The sequence below is a fragment of the Rhodovulum viride genome, assembly GCF_003265965.1.
GTDB classification, from domain to species: Bacteria; Pseudomonadota; Alphaproteobacteria; order Rhodobacterales; family Rhodobacteraceae; genus Rhodovulum; species Rhodovulum kholense.
Window position 1 is genome coordinate 156327 of sequence record NZ_MUAV01000003.1, and the last position, 19404, is coordinate 175730.

The 19404-nt window shown below is 67.8% G+C and carries 15 protein-coding genes; 9 read left to right on the forward strand and 6 right to left on the reverse strand.

Features of this window, described 5'->3' with window-relative positions:
- The first annotated feature begins 115 nt into the window (after positions 1–115).
- The gene (locus BYZ73_RS22620) at positions 116–2011 is read left to right on the forward strand and encodes a methyl-accepting chemotaxis protein (RefSeq protein ID WP_245943034.1); all 1896 of its coding nucleotides are present in this window, start codon (positions 116–118) and stop codon (positions 2009–2011) included.
- Here BYZ73_RS22620 and BYZ73_RS03490 read toward each other — a convergent pair.
- Both BYZ73_RS03490 and BYZ73_RS22345 read right to left on the reverse strand, forming a co-directional pair.
- Positions 2008–2478: a hypothetical protein gene (locus BYZ73_RS03490; protein ID WP_181497946.1), complete on the reverse strand. Its 471-nt coding sequence runs from the start codon at positions 2476–2478 to the stop codon at positions 2008–2010. The two genes, BYZ73_RS22620 and BYZ73_RS03490, sit on opposite strands and share 4 nt — an antisense overlap.
- Positions 2479–2750: 272 nt before the next feature.
- Entirely contained in the window at positions 2751–4163 is a 1413-nt protein-coding gene (locus BYZ73_RS22345) for a DEAD/DEAH box helicase family protein (RefSeq protein ID WP_146746251.1), read from the reverse strand.
- A 939-nt stretch (positions 4164–5102) separates the two neighbouring features.
- Here BYZ73_RS22345 and BYZ73_RS03500 point away from each other — a divergent pair.
- The 6 genes from BYZ73_RS03500 (at position 5103) to prfB (ending at position 14510) form a co-directional block, all read left to right on the forward strand.
- Positions 5103–5927 (forward strand): sulfite exporter TauE/SafE family protein, encoded by an 825-nt coding sequence (locus BYZ73_RS03500; protein WP_112314916.1) that lies wholly within the window; start codon positions 5103–5105, stop codon positions 5925–5927.
- Positions 5928–6003: 76 nt separating this feature from the next.
- Positions 6004–7239, forward strand: a complete 1236-nt coding sequence (locus BYZ73_RS03505) for an N-acetylmuramoyl-L-alanine amidase (protein WP_112314917.1) — start codon at positions 6004–6006, stop codon at positions 7237–7239.
- A 19-nt stretch (positions 7240–7258) separates the two neighbouring features.
- Entirely contained in the window at positions 7259–8509 is a 1251-nt protein-coding gene (locus BYZ73_RS03510) for a lytic murein transglycosylase (protein ID WP_112314918.1), read from the forward strand.
- Positions 8510–8595: 86 nt separating this feature from the next.
- The gene (locus BYZ73_RS03515; protein WP_112314919.1) at positions 8596–10593 is read left to right on the forward strand and encodes a S8 family serine peptidase; all 1998 of its coding nucleotides are present in this window, start codon (positions 8596–8598) and stop codon (positions 10591–10593) included.
- A 138-nt stretch (positions 10594–10731) separates the two neighbouring features.
- Positions 10732–13275, forward strand: coding sequence for a penicillin-binding protein 1A (locus BYZ73_RS03520; RefSeq protein WP_112314920.1), 2544 nt, complete (start codon positions 10732–10734; stop codon positions 13273–13275).
- 107 nt (positions 13276–13382) lie between these two features.
- Positions 13383–14510 (forward strand): peptide chain release factor 2, encoded by a 1128-nt coding sequence (gene prfB / locus BYZ73_RS03525; RefSeq protein ID WP_075785786.1) that lies wholly within the window; start codon positions 13383–13385, stop codon positions 14508–14510.
- Between the two features lie 252 nt (positions 14511–14762).
- On the opposite strand, the gene BYZ73_RS03530 is transcribed toward prfB, so the two are convergent.
- The 4 genes from BYZ73_RS03530 to ccmI all read right to left on the reverse strand — a co-directional run bounded on the left by BYZ73_RS03530 (position 14763) and on the right by ccmI (position 17526).
- Positions 14763–15347, reverse strand: a complete 585-nt coding sequence (locus BYZ73_RS03530) for an SWIM zinc finger family protein (RefSeq protein WP_181497947.1) — start codon at positions 15345–15347, stop codon at positions 14763–14765.
- A gap of 243 nt (positions 15348–15590) precedes the next feature.
- Positions 15591–15815 carry a DUF1289 domain-containing protein gene (locus tag BYZ73_RS03535; protein WP_112314922.1) on the reverse strand — a complete coding sequence of 75 codons (225 nt, stop codon included), beginning with the start codon at positions 15813–15815 and terminating at the stop codon, positions 15591–15593.
- Positions 15812–16285 carry a Holliday junction resolvase RuvX gene (gene ruvX, locus BYZ73_RS03540; RefSeq protein WP_108022919.1) on the reverse strand — a complete coding sequence of 158 codons (474 nt, stop codon included), beginning with the start codon at positions 16283–16285 and terminating at the stop codon, positions 15812–15814. Before ruvX ends, BYZ73_RS03535 begins: the two co-directional genes overlap by 4 nt.
- 2 nt (positions 16286–16287) lie before the next feature.
- Positions 16288–17526 (reverse strand): c-type cytochrome biogenesis protein CcmI, encoded by a 1239-nt coding sequence (ccmI, locus tag BYZ73_RS03545; RefSeq protein ID WP_112314923.1) that lies wholly within the window; start codon positions 17524–17526, stop codon positions 16288–16290.
- A gap of 205 nt (positions 17527–17731) precedes the next feature.
- On the opposite strand from ccmI, the gene BYZ73_RS03550 reads away from it, so the two are divergent.
- Together BYZ73_RS03550 and BYZ73_RS22625 are read left to right on the forward strand one after the other, a co-directional pair.
- Positions 17732–18979: a sarcosine oxidase subunit beta family protein gene (locus BYZ73_RS03550; RefSeq protein ID WP_112314924.1), complete on the forward strand. Its 1248-nt coding sequence runs from the start codon at positions 17732–17734 to the stop codon at positions 18977–18979.
- Between the two features lie 217 nt (positions 18980–19196).
- Positions 19197–19370, forward strand: a complete 174-nt coding sequence (locus BYZ73_RS22625; protein WP_158272268.1) for a hypothetical protein — start codon at positions 19197–19199, stop codon at positions 19368–19370.
- Positions 19371–19404 lie beyond the last annotated feature (34 nt).

Consider the following 19404-nt stretch of genomic DNA (forward strand, 5'->3'; position numbering starts at 1 on the left):
GGTCCGGTGCGGCCGCGGTGGTTGCGTGGCGGCATGGGGCGCGACGGGCGCCACGACAGATATTCGGGCCGGTGCGGGCAGGGCCGCGGCGCCGGCCCCTTCGGGAGACGGCACGATGCGCCTCAGCAAGCTATCCTTGAAGGTCGTCCTGACGCTGGGTACGGGCCTGCTCGTGCTGGTGCTGTGCATCGTCCAGGGGGTGGTGCTTCAGCGCCAGACCGCCGAGGCGATGCGCGAGGCCGCGCAACAGCGCCAGACCACGTCCTTGCGCATTCTGATCGACCAGTTCGACAACCGTTTTGGCGGCATCGGGTTTGAAAACGCGCCCGACGGCACGGTCAGCCGGGTGACCTGGGACCGCTTGCCCGACCTGACGGACAATGCGCTGATCGACCATGTGGGCGGGTTGTCGGGCGAAACCGCGACCCTTTTCGCCTGGGACGCCGCCAGCGACGACTTCGTCCGTGTGTCGACCAACATCCAGAAACCCGACGGCACGCGCGCGGTCGGCACGCCGCTTGGCCGGGACAATCCGGTCAGGGCGGCGATGTTGCAGGGCCAGACCTACAGCGGAGAGGCGATCATCCTCGGTCGGCCGTTCATGACCGTCTATCAGCCGATCATGGGACCCGAGGGCCAGCCGATCGGGATCTTCTATGTCGGCATCGACCGCAGCCGGATCGACCATGCGATCGCGGTGCAGCGCCAGACCGGGCTGGCCGTGACCGCGGTGCTGATCGCACTCGCCATGGCGGTGTTGCTTGTGATGCTGCGGGTGCTGTTGCGCCCGCTCAGCGATCTTGGCGGCGCGTTCGAACAGATGGCGGGCGGCGATCTCGAGACCGAGGTGCCGCATGCGCATCGGCAGGACGAGATCGGTGGGATTGCCGACCGGGCCGATGCCTTCCGCATCAAGCTGAAGGCGGCGCGCCGGCTCGACGAGGAAGCGCGCCAGCGCCAGAAGGAAGAGGCGCATGTGGTCCAGACCCTGCGGGCGGGGCTCGAGCGGATGGCCTCGGGCGATCTGTCCCGGTCGCTGGAAGAGCCGTTCCCGGAGAATTACGAAGGGCTGCGGACGGATTTCAACGCCACCATCGATACGCTGAACGACCTGATCGGCATCGTCGCCGAGAACGCGGCCGAGATCCGGACCCGCACCGACGAGATCAGCACCGCCGCGGACGAGCTTTCGCACCGGACCGAAAACCAGGCCGCGACGCTCGAAGAGACCGCCGCGGCGCTGGACCAGATGACCTCGAGCGTGCGGGCCGCGGCCGAAGGCGCGGCAGAGGTCGCCGAGGTGGTCAAGCGGGCCTGCAACCATGCCGAGGAAAGCGGCTTGGTGGTGAAGGACGCGGTCGGGGCCATGTCGCGCATCAAGCGATCTTCGGACGGCATCGGTCAGATCATCGGCGTGATCGACGATATCGCTTTCCAGACGAACCTTCTGGCACTCAACGCGGGCGTCGAGGCAGCCCGCGCGGGCGAGGCCGGCCGCGGCTTTGCCGTCGTGGCGTCCGAAGTGCGGGCGCTGGCTCAGCGTTCGTCCGAGGCGGCGCGCGAGATCAAGACCCTGATCTCGACCAGCTCCGACGAGGTCGAATCCGGCGTGGCCCTCGTCAACCGCACCGGCGAGGCGCTGACCGACATCGTCGAACGCGTGGGCAACATCGCGGGTCTTGTCGCCGACATCGCGAAAGGGGCCGAGGAACAGTCGGTCGGATTGGGCGAGATCAACGTCGGGGTTTCCGAACTGGACAAGGTCACCCAGCAGAACGCGGCCATGGTCGAGGAGGCGACGGCCGCGTCCACCACGCTGAACTCCGATGCCGCAACCTTGGAACGGCTTGTGGCGCGGTTCGATCTCAAGCGGCGGCCGTCGGCACATGGGACTGCGCCCGCACCGGCGCGTGCCCGTCCCGCTGCGTCCGCCCCGGATCCGGTGCCGGCAGCTGTTCCGAGCGCCCCTTTGCGCCAGGCGGTCAACGACGGCGGCTGGCAGGATTTCTAGGCGCGCGTTCTGCCCCAAACCGCTTCGGCAAGGCCCCTCGAAGGACGGCCTGAAACGCCTTGACCGGCGCGGGCGACGTTCGACGCATCAGGCTGCCTGACCTTCGCGCCCGGCGTTTCGGGCTGCCGGGACAAGGTGTCGGGGACACTGTCCCGGTTCCGGGAGACAATGCATCCGTCTTCGGTCAGGGCGGGCACCGGAACCAGCCAGTTCGCGCGATACAGCAGATCGACCAGCAGGTCGTGGGTCCAGTCCCGCTCGCCCGGAATCGGGCTCTTGCCCTCGGTCAGATGGATCGGCGTCCAGGGATCGCCGGTATTTCCGCGGGCCTCCTTCGCGGCGACCCTTGGTCCCTTCGAGGTGCTGCGCTCTGTCGCCATTTGTCGGTCGTGAAGGGGTAGCCGGATTCGGCGGCAGATCTCGATGAACAGGGGGGGCGAGCGCCTGGAAATCCAGCGAGCGGCCATCGGGCCGGCGGGCGAGCCAAGGCAGCGCCTTGCCGGAAAGCCCCGCGCGCCCCGCCAACAGGCGGCGCACATCCCGAGCCCGCCAGGCAGACGGATCGATCTCGGCCGACCTCGCCCTTGCCGGGGCCAGGGACAGCATGGCTCGCGAGGACGCCCCACCGTTCATCCGGGCAAAGCCGCATTCCCGGCCCCGCCAAACCCCTCCATCGTCTGCGGGCTGACCAGCGCGAACAGCCAGTCCTGTGACGCCGTCTCAAATGCGATTTCGCGCTTCAGGTCGTGGTTGCGCGAGGTGATCGGCAGATCGGCACAAAGGTCGAGCGACTGTTCCAGCGTCTGCGTCGCGCGATCCTCGGCTGCGAAGCGGCTGTGATGGAGCGGCGGTTGCCCGTCGATGGCCAGCAGCAGGTCAGGGCGAGCGGCATCGCAAGCTGCACCTCGGTCATGCAGGCATCCGACGCATGTACTTCGTCGATCACCACAAGCGCCCTGGACCGCGCGCTGCCGCGCAGATGCCCATATTTCACCCGCAAGCCGCCGAGGGCCAGCCGATCGACCGTCCCCACGGCCACTTGCGCTGTGAGGCATCGCGCAACATGTTCGGCAGCCCAACGCGCGGGCCGGGTTGTGGTGTCGTCCCAAAGCCCTGCGAAACCCGGCAGGGGCCTGCCTGCGGCCTCTCCCGACAGAAGCTGCCCCGGAACCGCGAGAATGGCCTCGGGGGCGGGGTCGAACATGCGTAAGAGCGCGGCATTGACCCTTCGCAGCAGGTGCTGCGCCGCTGCCCGCGTCGGCACGGCGAAGTAAAGGGCATCGACCTCTCCGGCGGCCAGCAGAGTGGCAAAGCGCCAAGGCGCGGCCTCGGTCTCGCCCGATCTTGTCTCGGCCTCCAGCAAGACGAGGCGCTCGTCGGCGGGCAGGGCTCCGACGGCCTGCTCCGCGGGGCGTGCGACGGGTGGCCGGAAATCAAGGCCCAGCCGGGCGCACTGCGCAGGTGCAAGCTGCCCTCGGCAAGCCCGATATCGGCCCCCCGCCTGTTCGCGCGATCGCGCGCGGTCTTCCAATAGTCCGGACGGACGTTGCCTTCGAATGGAAACGCTTTTTGGTCCGATCCGATCCAGTCCGCCAGCGTGAGAAGGCCGCAGAAGAAATGCTTGAGTGCCGGTCTGAGCCCCGGTGCCGACGAACACCCGATCGCGGGGCATCCGGTCCGGAAGCGCGCGGCCCATGACGGCCTCCTGAGCCCTCCAGCCCCAGCCCGAAACCTTCCCCGCAGGGAAGGCCGCTGCGGCCTTTTCAGGGCTAATCTCGGGCACCGGCCGCCCCTGAGCCGCATTCGCCCGTGCCCGGAATTTTGGTCGTTCAATCAGGCTTAGGGAACCTGCGGCGACATCTGCCGAATGATGGGCCAGATGATGAAATTCACCTGGTGCCCTGTCGCGCATTCCCCAAGCGTTCGCCGAAATTTGCGAAAGCATCTTCGAGCATCGAACGTAAAACCAAGTCTGGCTGCAAATGTCCGAGCCGAGATTGGCGGGCCTGACTGGCCAAAGCAACCCGAATGTCGGTCTGATCGGTTTTGGCGCGGAGCGGCTGGTTTCTGAGCCCGGGATCGTGTCAATGAATCGCCGCTCCTTCGAAACCAGAAGGCAGGACAGACCGCGCAGGCTGTTCAGGATCGCCATTCGGGATTGCTTATGCAATCACCCCTTAGGTGTTTGATCCTAAGGACTTATGGTGCGTTCATTCGCTGCAGTGGACGGAAACCTTTCGGGACGAGGCGGTCACGGCTGCGCCACGAGCACGCGCGCGGTCAGAACCGCAATACGAACCGATCGCAAGCTTCAGCCGCGGCGCCGAGCCGGGCATTCTGGATCAACTCGAAGGCCATCGCGAAGTGGCGCAAGCGCGAGATGGTGGAGGATCGCAAGACCGGTCCGAAGGACCTGCGCTCGAGCGTTCTCGGCGAGACCGAGAAAGCCGTGACGGGGGCGGTCCTTCGGCACAGCCCGCGGCCCCCAGGGGGCGCGCCGCAGGACTGGCCGGATTGCACGGAATTGACCTGAACCTTTTTCGCCGTCGTCCAGGCGCAGAAGAAACGGGATGTTGGGCGGAGGAAAAGGGGGCTTGTGACCGCATTTGGAACCCACGAATTGTTTCAAGATCTATTCTTGGGCCCGGGAACGAGCATGGTGCAACCGACACAAGACCAATCTGCTGGCCGGTCCCCGGCCGAACGGCCCAACCTCTGATGCGTGGTTCACAGGCAGTTGTCGGACCGCACATCGGATGGCCGGAAACGGTCCGCACCGAGATCCGGATCAATCGGAGCATGACGGCTCGCCCCGCTCGCCGGACGCGGTTCGCCCCGCGCGACGCGTGCGCCGTCTCGAAGGGGACTTAGGATGCCAGGGAAAGGCGCGTCAGGCCCCAGACTGCGCGGGTCCGAGCCGCCCGGCACCGGTGCCCCCGGCCAATCGTCCGACAGAGGGCGGGGCGCCAAAGCGGCTTTGCCCGTGCAGCACGCCCGGACGGCCCTGGTCCGGAAGCGAAGCAGGCGGAGCGGGCTGGCCCTTCCGTCCGGGCTCGGATAAGCACGGGCCGCAAGACGAAGGAGACGCGCGATGCCCGACACACTGACGCTTCTGGCCATGCTGGTCCTGCTAATGGCGATCGGCGCGATCGCGGGCGTTCTGGCCGGGCTTCTGGGGGTCGGTGGCGGCATCGTGCTGGTGACCGCCTTCTTCTACGCCTTCCACAGTCTCGGCTATGACAGCGCCTATCTGATGCAGATCTGCCTGGCGACCTCGCTTGCGACGATCATCGTGACCTCGACCCGGTCGGTGTTGTCCCATGCCAAGAAGGACGCGGTCGACTGGCAGGTGCTGAAGGGCTGGGCGCCCGGCATCGCAGTCGGCGCGGTCATCGGGGTGCTGGTCGCGGCCTCGTTGCGGTCCGTCGTGCTTCAGGGCATTTTCGGCGGGCTCGCCATGGTGGTCGGGCTGTACATGGCACTTGGGCGCAGCGACTGGCGGCTAGGCGACACCATGCCGAAGGGCCTCAAGCGGGCGCTTCTGTCCCCGGTCGTGGGCTTCCTGTCGGTGCTGATGGGGATTGGCGGCGGCAGCTTCGGGGTGCCGCTGATGACGCTTCATGGCGCGCCGATCCATCGCGCGGTGGCGACCGCCTCGGGTTTTGGCGTGCTGATTGCGGTGCCTTCGGTTCTGGGCTTCTTCTTCGTGCAGATCCCCGACGGGGCGCGGCCGCCCTTCACGCTGGGCGCGGTCAACATCCCGGCCTTTCTGGTCATCATCGCGATGACGCTGATCACGACGCCTCTGGGCGTTCGGCTGGCCCATGCGATGGACCCCAAGCCGCTGAAACGGGTCTTTGCGGTCTTCCTGATCCTCGTCGCGGGTAACATGCTGCGCAAGGCCGCCGGGTTCTGAGACCCGCGCCGCAAGCGTGGCGAACTCTGCCCGCATGCGCTATGCTGCCCGAAAAGACCGGGGTGATCGGGCAGCTATGACGGCAATTTCATTGGTTTTTCGCGCGCTCGCCGCGCTTTGGCTGGGCGTCGCCGGTCCGGCGGCGGCCGAGCCGCTGTCGGCGCTGGCCAGGCCCGATCTGGCGGCGTCTGCACTTGAAGATCTGCCGGGCGGGGGCGTTGCGCTTCAGCTCGATCTCAGCCAGCCGGTGCCCTACCGGGTCTTCACGCTCGAGGCGCCGCCGCGGCTGGTCGTCGATTTCCGCGAGGTCGACTGGCGCGGGATCAGCGCCGCTGCGCTGACCGGCAGCGACCGGGTGAGGGCGGCGCGGGCGGGCACGATCCGCCCGGGCTGGTCGCGGCTGGTGTTGGACCTCGCGGCGCCGATGGCGCTGGCCTCGGCCGAGATGCCGCGCGATCCGGTCTCGGGCCGCGCCCGCCTGACGGTGCAGCTTGGCCCGGCCGATCCCGCGCGGGCGGCTGCTCCGGCCGGCCCCCCCGCCCAGACCGCGCTTTGGGGCCTGCCCGCGCCCGAGCCGCTGCCGCCGCCGCCCCGCCGCAACGATGGCAGCCGCCCGCTTCGGGTGGTCATCGACCCCGGCCATGGCGGCATCGATCCGGGGGCCGAGCGCGCCGGGATCAGCGAGGCGAGCCTGATGCTGAGCTTTGGCAAGGAGCTGGCCGAGGCACTGGCCCGGGCCGGGTTCGACCCGGTGCTGACCCGCGCCGAGGATGTCTTCGTGCCGCTGGAAACCCGGATCGACATCGCCCGCGCCGCCCGCGCCGATCTGTTCCTGTCGCTGCATGCCGATGCGCTGGCCGATGGCTATGCCTCGGGCGCCACGGTCTACACCCTGTCGGACACCGCGACCGACAGGGCGTCGGCGCAACTGGCCGAACGCCACGACCGCGACGCGCTGTTGGCCGGGGTCGATCTCAGCGACAAGGACGACGTGATCGCGGGCGTTCTGATGGATCTTGCGCGCACCGATACCCAGCCCCGCTCGGAACGGCTGGCCGAGGCGATCGTCGCCGGGCTCGGCGCCCATGTCGGCCAGCTTTACAAGACGCCGCACATGTCGGCGGCGTTTTCCGTGCTGAAGGCACCCGACATCCCGTCGGTTCTGATCGAGATGGGGTTCCTGTCCTCGCGCGATGACCGCGAGAACCTGACCTCGCCCGACTGGCGCGCGCGGGCGGCGGCCGGAATCGTCGAGGCCCTGCGCGCCTGGGCCGAAACCGATGCCGCCGAGGCCGCGCTGTTGCGCCGCTAGGCCGGGGACAGGAGACCCGATGCCCGCCGTGATCCGATCCGTCCTTCTGTTGCTGATGCTGATGGCCATGCCTTTCGCGGCGGTGGCGCAACCGGTCGACCGGGCGGCGGTCGAGCGGCAGTTCCGCACCTGGCTCGACACCCGGATCTGGCCGCGCGCCCGGGCCGAGGGCGTGTCGCGCACCACCTTCGAGACGGCGTTTTCCGGGGTGCGGCTGGACTGGGATCTGCCCGATCTGGTGCCGCCGGGCCAGGCCGCCGCACCCGGACCGCAGCGCCAGGCCGAATTCGGCGCGCCCGCCGCCTATTTCGACGAGGGCGGGCTGCGGAGCGCGGCGACCACCGGGCGGCAGATGGCGGTGCGTCAGGCCGGGGCGCTGACGGCTGCCGAACGCGCGACCGGCGTGCCCGGCCGGATCGTGCTGGCGATCTGGAGCCGGGAAAGCGCCTTTGGCCGCGCCCCGATCCGTCATGACCTCTTTCGCGTCCTCGGCACCAAGGGCTTCATGTCGACCCGCGCCGACTATTTCGCCGACGAACTCGTGGCGGCGCTGAAGATTGCCCAGGCCCGGCCGGTGCCGCTTGCGCAGATGAAAAGCAGCTGGGCGGGCGCGATGGGCCAGCCGCAATTCATGCCCTCGTCCTATCTGGCCCATGCCACTGACGGCGATGGCGACGGGCGCGCCGATATCTGGCGCTCGGGCCCCGATACGGTCGCCTCGATCGCCACCTATCTGGCCCGCCATGGCTGGCAGGCCGGGCGCGACTGGGGCTTCGAGGTGCGGGTGCCTGCGTCGGTCTCCTGCACGCTGGAAGGGCCCGACCGGGGCCAAAGCATCGCCGACTGGGAGGCTCTGGGCGTGACCCGCGTGTCCGGCCGCCCCTTCCCCGAGCACGAGCGGCGGGGCGAGGGCTTTCTGATGATGCCCGCCGGGCGGCATGGCCCGGCCTTTCTGGTGACGCCCAATTTCTATGTGCTCAAGGCCTATAACATGAGCGATCTTTACGCGCTTTACGTGGGCCATCTGGGCGACCGCATCGGCTTTGGCTCGGGCGGCTTTTCCGGGCGCTGGGCGGCCCTGGGTCGGATTGACCGGGCCGGGATCGCCACGATCCAGCGCGCGCTCGAGGCGCGGGGGCGCGATGTCGGCGGGGTGGACGGGCTGCCGGGGTTCAAGACCCGGCGCGAGATCGGCCGCTGGCAGGAAAGCGCGGGCCGTCCCGCGACCTGCTTTCCCGAACCGGGGATGGGCGCCGCGCTGGGGCGCTGAAGCGGCCCACGCTTGACAGCTGCGCCCTTCCGCGCCGATCCTCGCGGTCGGTTTTAGACGGTTTCGAATTTTCCGAGGTTTTGGCCATGAGGCATTTCCTGCCTGCGCTTGCCATTTGCCTGGCCGGGACGGCCGCGGCGCAAGGCGACGATCCGGGGCGGCTTGATCCCGCCGCGCTCATCGAGAAGTTCAGCATCGCCCTTTCCGAACCCGAGGACCGGACGCGGCCCGTCCTGCGGCCCGCGCTTCGGATCGAACCGGCCCTTGAGCGGCGAGCCGAGGATCTGCGGCCCGGGCCGCTGCGGGCGGCCGGGCTGGTCCGGAGCGGCGCGGTCGCGGCGGGCTTTGTGCTGGGCGAGCTGATCCTTGTGGCCGACAGCCCGGCCGCGGCCGAGGCGGCAGCGGCGCGGATCGGGACCCCGATCGGCGCGCCCTTGCGGCTGACCGTGGGCACACCCGAGGGCCGCACGCTGAGCCTTCTGCGGGTGCGGCTCGACCCCCGGCGGGCGCCGGATGATGCGGTCTTCGACCGGGTCGAGGCGGCGTCCCCGCACCGGTTCACCCGGGTCTACGAGGTGTCCTCCGAGGCCGCGCGGGACACGCTGACCGCCGCGCTCGACCTGCAGCTGGCGGGCGAGGTTTCGGTCGGGCTGAACTGGATCTTCGAGCCGGTGGCGCTTGACAACGAGATCCTGCTGGAGGGCGTCACCCCCGCCGGTGCGGGCTTCGTCAACCCGTTCGATTTGCCCTATCTCAACGGCGAGGGCGCGGCGCGGATCGGGGTGACCGGCGCCTGGCATCTGCTGAAGGCGGCGGGTCTTCTGGACGATACCGGCCGTGCGATGGCCGCCAGCCGGATTCCGCTCGCGGTGATCGATCAGGGGTTTCACGACGCGCTCGATCTTTCGATGCCCGAGATTCGGGGCGCCGCGGCGGGCAGGCCGGGCGACCGGGCCTGCGCGGGGGGTGCGGTCTGTCCCTGGCATGGCTCGCATGTGGCCGAGATCATGGCGGCGCCGGTTGGCAACATGCGCGCCGTGGCCGGTCCGGCGGGTCCGGTGGCGGGGCCGGTCGAGTTGCAGACCCTCGACGGGTTCGAAAGCTGGTCGCTTCTGGCCTGGATCGCGGACAGGACCGCGCCCGATGCCGCGGCCGTGCCCCGTGTGGTGAACATGAGCTTTGCCGCCACCGTGCCCGATCTCTGGGCCTGGTCGACGGTGGCGCTCGATCTGGGGATCGCGGCGCTCGACCGCGCCGGAACGCTGGCGGTCGCCGCCGCCGGGAACGACCGGGCCGATATCGACGCGGTGCGCTGCGTCGAGGGCGTGCCGGGAGCGTGCCATGAAACCGCCCGGCGCGTTCCCTGCGAACTGACCGGTGTGGTCTGCGTCGGCGCGCTGGGTCAGGACGATGTGCGGATCGCCGAGTTCTCGGCGGTGGGGGCGATGCCCGGCACGCCGGGGCAGGACGGCGACAGCATCGACATCTACGCGCCCGGGGTGGCGATCCTGGCCGGGGCCGATCCGGGCGCGGGCACGTCGCCGCCCGCGCAGGGCTGGACGCAGGCGCTTTCGGGCAGTTCGGTCGCGGCGCCGCTGGTGGCGGGGGTGGCCGCGCTGATCGCGGCGGCCGATCCGGGGCTGGGCGCGGATGCGCTGCGCGGCCTTCTGCTGAACGGCGCCTGGTCCGGGGCCACCGACCTGCCGCCCGGGCAGGCGCCCGATCCGCGGCTCGGCCGGTTCCTGAACGCCGAGCGTCCGGTCCGGCTGGCGCTGGCCGCGCGCTTTGCGGGAACCGATTTCCCGCCGCTGGTCGAGATCGTGCGCCCGCGCCCGGGTCTTGGCATGCCCGCGGTGCAGATGGGCAGCAAGCTGGACGTCGAGGCCCGCAGCGTCGATGTCGAGGAGGGCATCGGCTGCTGTGCGCCGCGCTGGACGGTCGACGGGCTGGCGCGGCCCGACCTGAGCGGCCCCCGGGTCGGGATCGTGCTGGAGCAAAACCGAAGCTACGAGATCGGCGTCACCGTCACCGACGGCGCGGGCCAGACCGCCAGCGACACGATGACGGTGCGTGCCCGGCCCTGAACGAGGGGGCGGGGGCCCGACCTCCCGCCGATGTGACCTCGGGGACCGGCCGCGCGGCGCCGATCCGGGGCTCTTGCTTTTGACCCGCCGGGTGCGAAGCCCTATAGAGAGCCGACAACGGCACAGAGGCACGCGCGGGTGATCCGGTTCTTCCTGTCCCTTATCGGGGCGCTTTTTTCTTTCGCGACGCTGGGCGTCGCGGCCGCCGTCCTGATGATCGGCGCGGTCTTCTGGATGTATGCGCGCGATCTGCCCGATCACGAGGATCTGGCCAGCTACCAGCCCAAGACCATCAGCCGGATCTATTCGGGCGAGGGGCGGCTGATCGACGAATTCGCCGAAGAGCGGCGGCTGTTCGTGCCCGCCGAGGAAATTCCCGATCTGGTCAAGGCGGCCTTCATCTCGGCCGAGGACAAGAACTTCTACACCCATCACGGCTATGACGCGCGCGGCATGGCGGCGGCGCTGTTCGATGCCGTGAAAAGCCGGGGCCGGAACGTGCGGGGCGCCTCGACCATCACCCAGCAGGTGATGAAGAACTTCCTTCTGGGCGGCGAACGGACCGGGGAACGCAAGATCAAGGAGCTGATCCTGGCTACCCGCATCGAAGAGACGCTGTCGAAGGACCAGATCCTCGAACTGTATCTCAACGAGATCTTCCTCGGGCAGAACTCCTATGGCGTGGCGGCCGCGGCGCAGACCTATTTCGACAAGACGCTGAGCGAGCTGAAGCCCGAAGAGGCCGCCTATCTGGCGGCGCTGCCCAAGGCGCCCTCGAACTACCATCCGGTGCGCAACCACGATGCCGCTGTGGCCCGGCGCGACTATGTGCTGCACGAGATGCACGATAACGGCTATCTCGACGATGCCACCTATGAGGCGGCTCTGGCCGCGCCGCTGAAGACGGTGCAGAACGGCGATTTCCCGCCCTTCAGCGCCAGCCTGCCGCCGCGCGACTATTTCACCGACGAGATCCGCCGCCAGCTGAGCCAGGATTTCGGCCAGGAGGAATTCTTTGGCGGCGGGCTGACGATCCGCGCGACGCTCGACCCCGAATTGCAGGAGGAGGCCGCAGAGGCTCTGCGCCGGGGGCTTGAGAAATACGACCGCAGCCGCGGCGTCTGGCGCGGCACCGGCAAGACCATCGACCCGGCCGAGCTCGATACCGAGGAGCATTGGCGCGCCGCGCTGGCGGCGACCGATGTGCCGCGCGACATCCGGCTTGACGGGCCTTGGCATCCGGCGGTGGTGCTGAAGATCGAGGACCAGCAGATGCGGCTGGGGATCGAGGGCGTCGAGGCGACCGAGGCCGAACCCCCCGTTGTGCCGCGCAAGGATATCGGATGGCTGCGCGGCGATTTCCGCGCCAATTTCAAGATCGGCGACGTGGTGCTGGTGCGGCGCATGACCGGCGACGATGGCGGCTTTATCCGCTGGACGCTGCGCCAGGTCCCCGAGATCCAGGGCGGCTTCGTCGCGATGGACGTCAATACCGGCCGGGTGCTGGCGATGCAGGGCGGGTTCTCGTACCAGGCGTCGGTGTTCAACCGCGCGACCCAGGCGACGCGCCAGCCGGGTTCCTCCTTCAAGCCCTTCGTCTATGCGGCGGCGCTTGACAGCGGGTTCACGCCCGCAACGATCGTCATCGACGCGCCGATCGAGGTCGATACCGGCGGTGGCACGATCTGGCGGCCCAAGAACTCTTCGAACAAGTATTACGGTCCGACGCCGCTGCGCACCGGGATCGAGCAGTCGCGAAACCTGATGACGGTGCGGCTGGCGCGCGAGGTCGGGATGGACACCGTCGCCCGCTATGCCGAGAAATTCGGGGTCTATGACCGGCTCGAACCCTATCTGGCCAATGCGCTGGGCAGCCAGGAGACCACGCTGTACCGGATGGTGGCGGCCTATGCGATGTTCGCCAATGGCGGCGAACGGGTCGAGCCCACGCTGGTCGACCGGGTGCAGGACCGCCAGGGCCGCACCATCTACCGCCATGACGACCGGGTCTGCACCGATTGCGGCACGCTGTCGATCCCCGAAGGGCAGGGGCCGACCGTGGTCTCGGACCGCGAGCGGGTGATGAACGCGATCACCGCCTATCAGTTGACCTCGATGATGCGGGGCGTGGTCGAGCGCGGCACGGCGGCGGGGCGCGTCAATCTGGGCGTGCCGACGGCCGGCAAGACCGGCACCACCAATGACGCGCGCGATGTCTGGTTCCTGGGCTTCACCTCGAACATCGTGGCGGGCTGCTACATGGGCTTTGACCGGCCGCGCAGTCTGGGGGGCGGCGCCTTTGGCGGATCCATGTGCGCGCCGGTCTTCAACGAGTTCATGAAGGTCGCCACCGCCAAATATGGCGGCGGGCCGTTCAAGGTGCCGCCGGGCGGGCATTTCATCAAGATCGACCGCTATTCCGGCGAGCGTCTGGCAGATGACGCGTCGGGCGAGAATGTGGTGGCCGAATATTTCCGCGCGGGCGAAGAGCCGATCTTCGGCATCGGGGCCATGATCGATGGCGGCTTCGCCATGGGCTCGAACCTGCCGCTTTTCGGCCGGGGCGAGCAGGACACCGGCGAAGACGTCCCCTCGGAAGAGGTCACCACCTCGACCGGGCGCAAGGCGGTCGTGGGACCGAAGGCCAGTTTCGGAACGCTGTCCTCGGGCGGGCTTTACTGACGAAACGGCGGGCGGTCGGGGGCCGCTTTCCGGTCTCGCCCGCTTGCCCGTCCCGGCCCCTCGGGATATGACCCCCACCTGACACTATATCAGCGAGGCTTCGCCCGATGCGTGCAGAGGCGCAGAATACCGTCGAGGACATCCGCAGGTCGCTGGGGCTTCTGGCCCAGCGTCTGGACTGGGAGACCGCCCAGCACCGGCTGGAAGAATTCAATGCCATGGCCGAGGACCCCGAGCTGTGGAATGACCCCGACCGGGCGCAGAAGCTGATGCGCGAGCGGCAGGCGCTGGTCGATGCCATCGACACCTACAAGGGCATCCGCCAGGAGCTTGAGGACAATGTCGAGCTGATCGAGCTGGGCGAGGCCGAGGGCGACCAGGAGGTCGTCAAGGAGGCCGAGGCCGCGCTGAAGGCGCTGCGCGAGAAGGCCGAGGCGAAAGAGCTTGAGGCGCTGCTTGACGGCGAGGCCGATGCCAACGACACCTTCCTCGAGATCAACTCGGGCGCGGGCGGCACCGAAAGCTGCGACTGGGCCTCGATGCTGGCGCGGATGTATGTGCGCTGGGCCGAGAAGCACGGCTATGATGTCGAGCTGCAATCGGAAAGCGCGGGCGAAGAGGCGGGGATCAAGTCCGCCACCTACAAGATCACCGGCCGCAATGCCTATGGCTGGCTGAAATCGGAATCGGGCGTGCACCGGCTGGTGCGGATCTCGCCCTACGATTCGGCGGCGCGGCGGCATACGTCGTTCTCGTCGGTCTGGGTCTATCCGGTGGTCGACGACAATATCGAGATCGAGGTCAGCCCGAACGACATCCGCATCGACACCTACCGGTCCTCGGGGGCGGGCGGACAGCACGTGAACACCACCGACTCGGCGGTGCGGATCACCCACATGCCGACCGGCATCGTCGTGACCAGTTCGGAAAAATCCCAGCACCAGAACCGCGACATCGCCATGAAGGCCCTGAAATCGCGCCTCTATCAACTGGAACTGGACAAGCGCAACGCCGAGATCAACGCCCAGCACGAGGCCAAGGGCGATGCGGGCTGGGGCAACCAGATCCGGTCCTACGTGCTGCAGCCCTATCAGATGGTGAAGGACCTGCGCACCGGGGTCGAGACCTCGGACACGCAGGGGGTGCTGGACGGCGATCTGGACCAGTTCATGGCCGCCACGCTGGCGTTGAAAGTGTCGGGCAAGACCCGGGCCGAAGCCCAGGCTGAGGACTGACTGTCGAATGCTGCGCATTTCCGACTGCGCCCGGCGAATTTTCTGAATCCTGCCGGTGGGCCGTGCCTGGCAACTCTGACCTGAGTGCCAAGAGATTCCGACCCAATCCAGTCCGTCGCGGCGATCCCCGCGGTGGTAAGCAATGTGGACGGAGCTGCCTTTTGGGGCGGTTGCGCCAATGTTCGTTTTCCCAAACTCCCATTACCTGGAAATCAGAACTAAATGGCTGAAATAATTCGGATTCGGGTGGGGTTATAAATACTGAATTTCATTGATTTTCAGCAACAATCTTCGGAGTTCGCGCGCTCCAGGCGGGGCTTCGCCATAAGACCAACGCTGTTGTGAGATACACCATCCAAATTCTCGGATCGGACCGCTCGCTTGGTGCGCCTGTTCGCCTTTTCTGCGTGTTCTGCCAAATACGTTGATCCAATCAGGATTGCGCCCCGCAGTCAAAAGAAAGACCTGAGACTTTTCCGTAGTTACCGTGAACGCACCGATGGGCCCACCATGGCGTGCGTCAGCTATTGCTTTGTGCCATTCCCCGATTTTTTCAAAGGTGCCTTCATCGCTCAGCGCAGCCATAAGGTGCTTGCACCATCTTGAAAGGTTATTTACCGGAAAATCGCTCCGATGAACGAAATCAGGGCAAGAACAAGTCTGGTTGGAGAGTGAGATGTCATAGACAACTCCGGGTTGGGCGAATGAAACAATTCGGAAATCACCAGAAACGGGGCGAATATCACCACATGCGAGATCGAAAGGAATGAAGAGATCGTCTGCCCGCTTCTCATAAGTTTGATGGGTTCTTGGCGGTCGTCCTAGTAGACGGCGCAATAATCGTCTCATTTGTCGCGGGACTCGGTGAAACTCATAGTAAGACGTTCGCAGACCGTGCAGCATCAGTCAATTTGGGCTCGTTCCTGCCGTTGGCTGCATTTTTCACGAATGACAGCTTGTCCCCTGTCTGTCCTTCATGCGGAGCGCCGTGAACCGGGCCAGAGAAGGGGCACAAAAGTCGGTTTTGCTTTGCCACTTATACTGACCGAAGACTGACAGAGGGCTGGGCGCCCTTCGCGCTCAGCCGCGTTTCCGGCGGGGGAGCCCCGTTTCGGCGTCGGGGCGGATCCGGCCGCGGCGTGCGGGCAGCTCGGCCATGATCCGGCGGCGCTCGGCGGGGGTCATGCTGCCCCACATGCCGATTTCTTCCATACTGCGCAGGCAGCCGATGCACAGCCGGCTGTCCCAGTCGACGCGGCAGGTGCGGATGCAGGGGGTCTCGATCGGGGCGTCGGTGTCGGTCATGGCGCGGCGGTCAGGTTCCGTAGTCTGTCCAGCAGTCCCTGAAGGATATAGCCCGCGGCCACATGGTCAATGACCTCGGCCCGGCGCCGGCGCGAGGTGTCGGCCTCGAGCAGCGCGCGTTCGGCCGCGACGGTCGATAACCGTTCGTCCCAGAACCCGATGGGCAGCTCGGTCAGCCGCGACAGGTTGCGCGCGAAGGCGCGGGTCGACTGGCAGCGCGCGCCCTCGGTCCCGTCCATGTTGCGCGGCAGGCCCAGCACGATGCCGCCCACGGTGCGGCCCTGGGCGATGTCCAGAACCCGGCCGGCATCGAGGGTGAACTTCTTGCGCCGGATCGTCTCGAGCGGGCTCGCCACGGTCCAGAACGGGTCCGACACCGCGACGCCGATGGTCTTTTCGCCGAAATCGAGCCCGATCAGCGCGGCGGGGCGGGTCAGCGCCGCCGCGAAGTCCTCGGGGGTGTCGTGCACGCTCACTCGGCCACGCCCGCCGATTGCGCGGCTTGCCGGATGGTGGCCAGCGCATCGGGCTGGGCGGCGAAGGTCTGCTGTGCCTCGGCCCAGATGGCGCCCGCCTGCTCGCGGTCGCCAAGCACGCCGAGCGCGCCGATCAGCCGCGCCCATTCCTCGGGGCTGCCGCCCTGATCTGCGAGCCGCGCCGACAGCCGGGCGACCATGCCGCGGATCATTTCCTGCCGGGCCTCGGGGGTCATGTCCTCGGCCGCGGCCATGTCCTCGGCGCTGGGTCCGGGGGCGCCGCCAGCGGCGGGCATGGGCGGCAGCTGATAGCGTTCGTCGCCCGCATACCAGGCGAGGTTCGGCATCTGCTCGCGCACGATGGGAAGCCACGGGTCATCCGCCTTCGACACGTTCAGCAACTCGCGCCAGACCCGGAAGGCGATGTCGGGCCGCCCGGTCTGGATATGCATGAGCCCCCAGTAGTAAAGCGCCGTGCCGTTCTGCGGATTGCGGTTCAGCGCCTGTTCCAGCGCGGCCTCGGCTTCGGGCGACACATAGCCCGAGCTGGCCAGCACCATCATGTCGGCTTCGGTGGCGTAATCGTTGGCGGTGGCCTGGGCGCCCTTCAGCGCGATCACCTTCGCCTGGGCCTCGTAGGCCGCCTTGAAGTTGCCCAGCGCCGCCTCGTTATGGGCCAGAAGCTCCAGCCCCTGCAGATCGTCGCCGCGCTCGGTCACCACCTGGCGGAGCTTTTCGACCAGTTTCAGATGTTCGGCGTCGGGGGTGGGCAGGCCGGGCATCGGCGGGGCCTTGGCCTCGGCCTCGGCCTGACGCATCCGGGTTTCGCGGTAGTCGGCGGCCTCGGACTTGCGCAGATCGAGCGGCTGGTCGGCATAGCCCGGCGCGCCATTGTAGCTGTAGGTGATCCAGGCGCCGCCCAGCAGCACGGCCAGCACCGCGATGCCTGCCACGAGGCTCAGCGCCTTCGGGGCCTGGCCGGTCGCGGCCTGACGCGCGAGCTTGCGGTCGGCCTCCAGCACCCGGCGCGACACCTCGGTGCGGATGCGCTCGGCTTCGTCCTCGGCGATCACGCCGCGCGCAAGGTCGCGCTCGACCTCGTCGAGCTGTTCGCGATAGACGCGCAGGTCGTAGGCTGCGGCCGGTTCGTCGCCGCGGCGGCCCCGGATCAGCGTCAGCGTCAGAACCGCGGCGATCACGGCGGCCATGCCGATGGCGACGACGATAAAGGTCATGGGATAGGGGCCCCCTCTCTGCCTGCCCCAGCCGATCTAGTATGCTTGGCCCGGTTTCGAAAGACCAAAGCGGTTCGACCCCTTGCCTTCGGCGCCGGTGTCGCGTTCTTTTGATGGCATGCCGCTGGCGGGCAGGGGGGCGCCGGAGCAGGGTGCTTAAACGGGGCCAAAGAGCCCGCAAACCCAAGGGGATTCGCCCGTGGCCATGAAACGCTATTCCGCATTCGCCATTGCCCGTGAGGCCGCCAGCTACCATGAGGGCTGGGAAAAGGCCTGGGCCTCGCCCGAACCGAAGCCCCGCTACGACGTCATCGTGGTGGGCGCGGGCGGGCACGGCCTCGCCACCGCCTATTATCTGGGCAAGAACCATGGCGTGCGAAATGTCGCAGTGATCGAGAAGGGCTGGCTTGGCGGTGGCAATACCGGCCGGAACACCACGATCATCCGCTCGAACTACCTGCAGGACCCCTCGGCCGCGATCTTCGAGAAGGCGCGGTCGCTCTATGACGGGCTGAGCCAGGATCTGAACTACAACGTGATGTTCAGCCCGCGCGGCTGCCTGATGCTGGCCCAGTCCGAACACGAGGCGCGCGGCTGGAAACGGACGGCGGCGGCCAACGTGCTGCAGGGGATCGACACCGAATATGTCGATGCGAAGCGCGTGAAGGAGATCGTGCCGATCATCAATATCGACGGGCCGCGCTATCCGGTTCTGGGCGCGCTCTGGCAGAAGCGGGGCGGGACCGCGCGCCACGATGCGGTCGCCTGGGGCTATGCCCGCGCCTGTTCGGCGATGGGGATCGACATCATCCAGCAATGCGAGGTCACCGCGGTCCGGCAGAAGGCGGGCAAGGTCACCGGGATCGAGACCACCAAGGGGGCCATCGACTGCGGCAAGCTCGCGATCGTGGTGGCGGGCCATTCGGGCGTGCTGGCCGAGATGGCCGGGTTCCGCCTGCCGATCGAGTCGGTGGCGCTGCAGGCGCTGGTGTCGGAGCCGATCAAGCCTGTGATCGACACCGTCGTCATGGCCAACACCGTGCATGGCTACATGAGCCAGTCCGACAAGGGCGAGCTGGTGATCGGCGGCGGCGCCGACGGGTTCAACAACTACACCCAGCGCGGCAGCTTCCAGCATGTCGAGGACACGATCCGCGCCCTGATCGAGACCTTCCCGATCATCTCGCGGCTGAAGATGCTGCGCCAATGGGGCGGCATCGTCGACATGACCGGCGACCGCTCGCCGATCCTGTCGAAAACGCCGCTTGGCAACTGCTTCATCAATTGCGGCTGGGGCACTGGCGGGTTCAAGGCGATCCCCGGCTCGGGCTGGGCGATGGCCGAGCTTGTGGCCAAGGGCGAGCCTGGGCCGCTGGCGGCGGAATTCGGGCTCGACCGCTTCGGCGCGGGCCGGTTCGTCGATGAAAGCGTTGCCGCCGGGGTGGCGCATTGATGCCAGCCGCCGGTCCCGCCGCTTGGCCCTCGGCCGCGACAGCCCGACTCGCGCCGGTCTCCCGGCCCGGTCAGCCTTTACAGGCCGTTAACAGCCGCGCTCCAGGCTCTGCGCACCTGAGCCGCGGTGTCGCAGACGGGCGTTCTGGTCCTTTGGTCGTCTTGACCCATCCCGCGGTTTGCATAAGTTGCGCCAAAAGCAATTCGGAGAGCCGCGCATGTCTGAGAATAACTCGAGCTACGACGAACTGGTGCCCGCATCCGCTGCCAAGTGGATCGGTCTGGTGGGGGGGGTGCTCTTCCCGCTGTTCCTCGGCGTCGTCGGCGCCCATGTGTACTATGCCGGAAGCGGCACCCAGCAAGCCCAGGTCTTCCCGCTTCCCGACGAATAATCCGGGGGCCCGTCACCGTGCCCCCGTCCGCCAG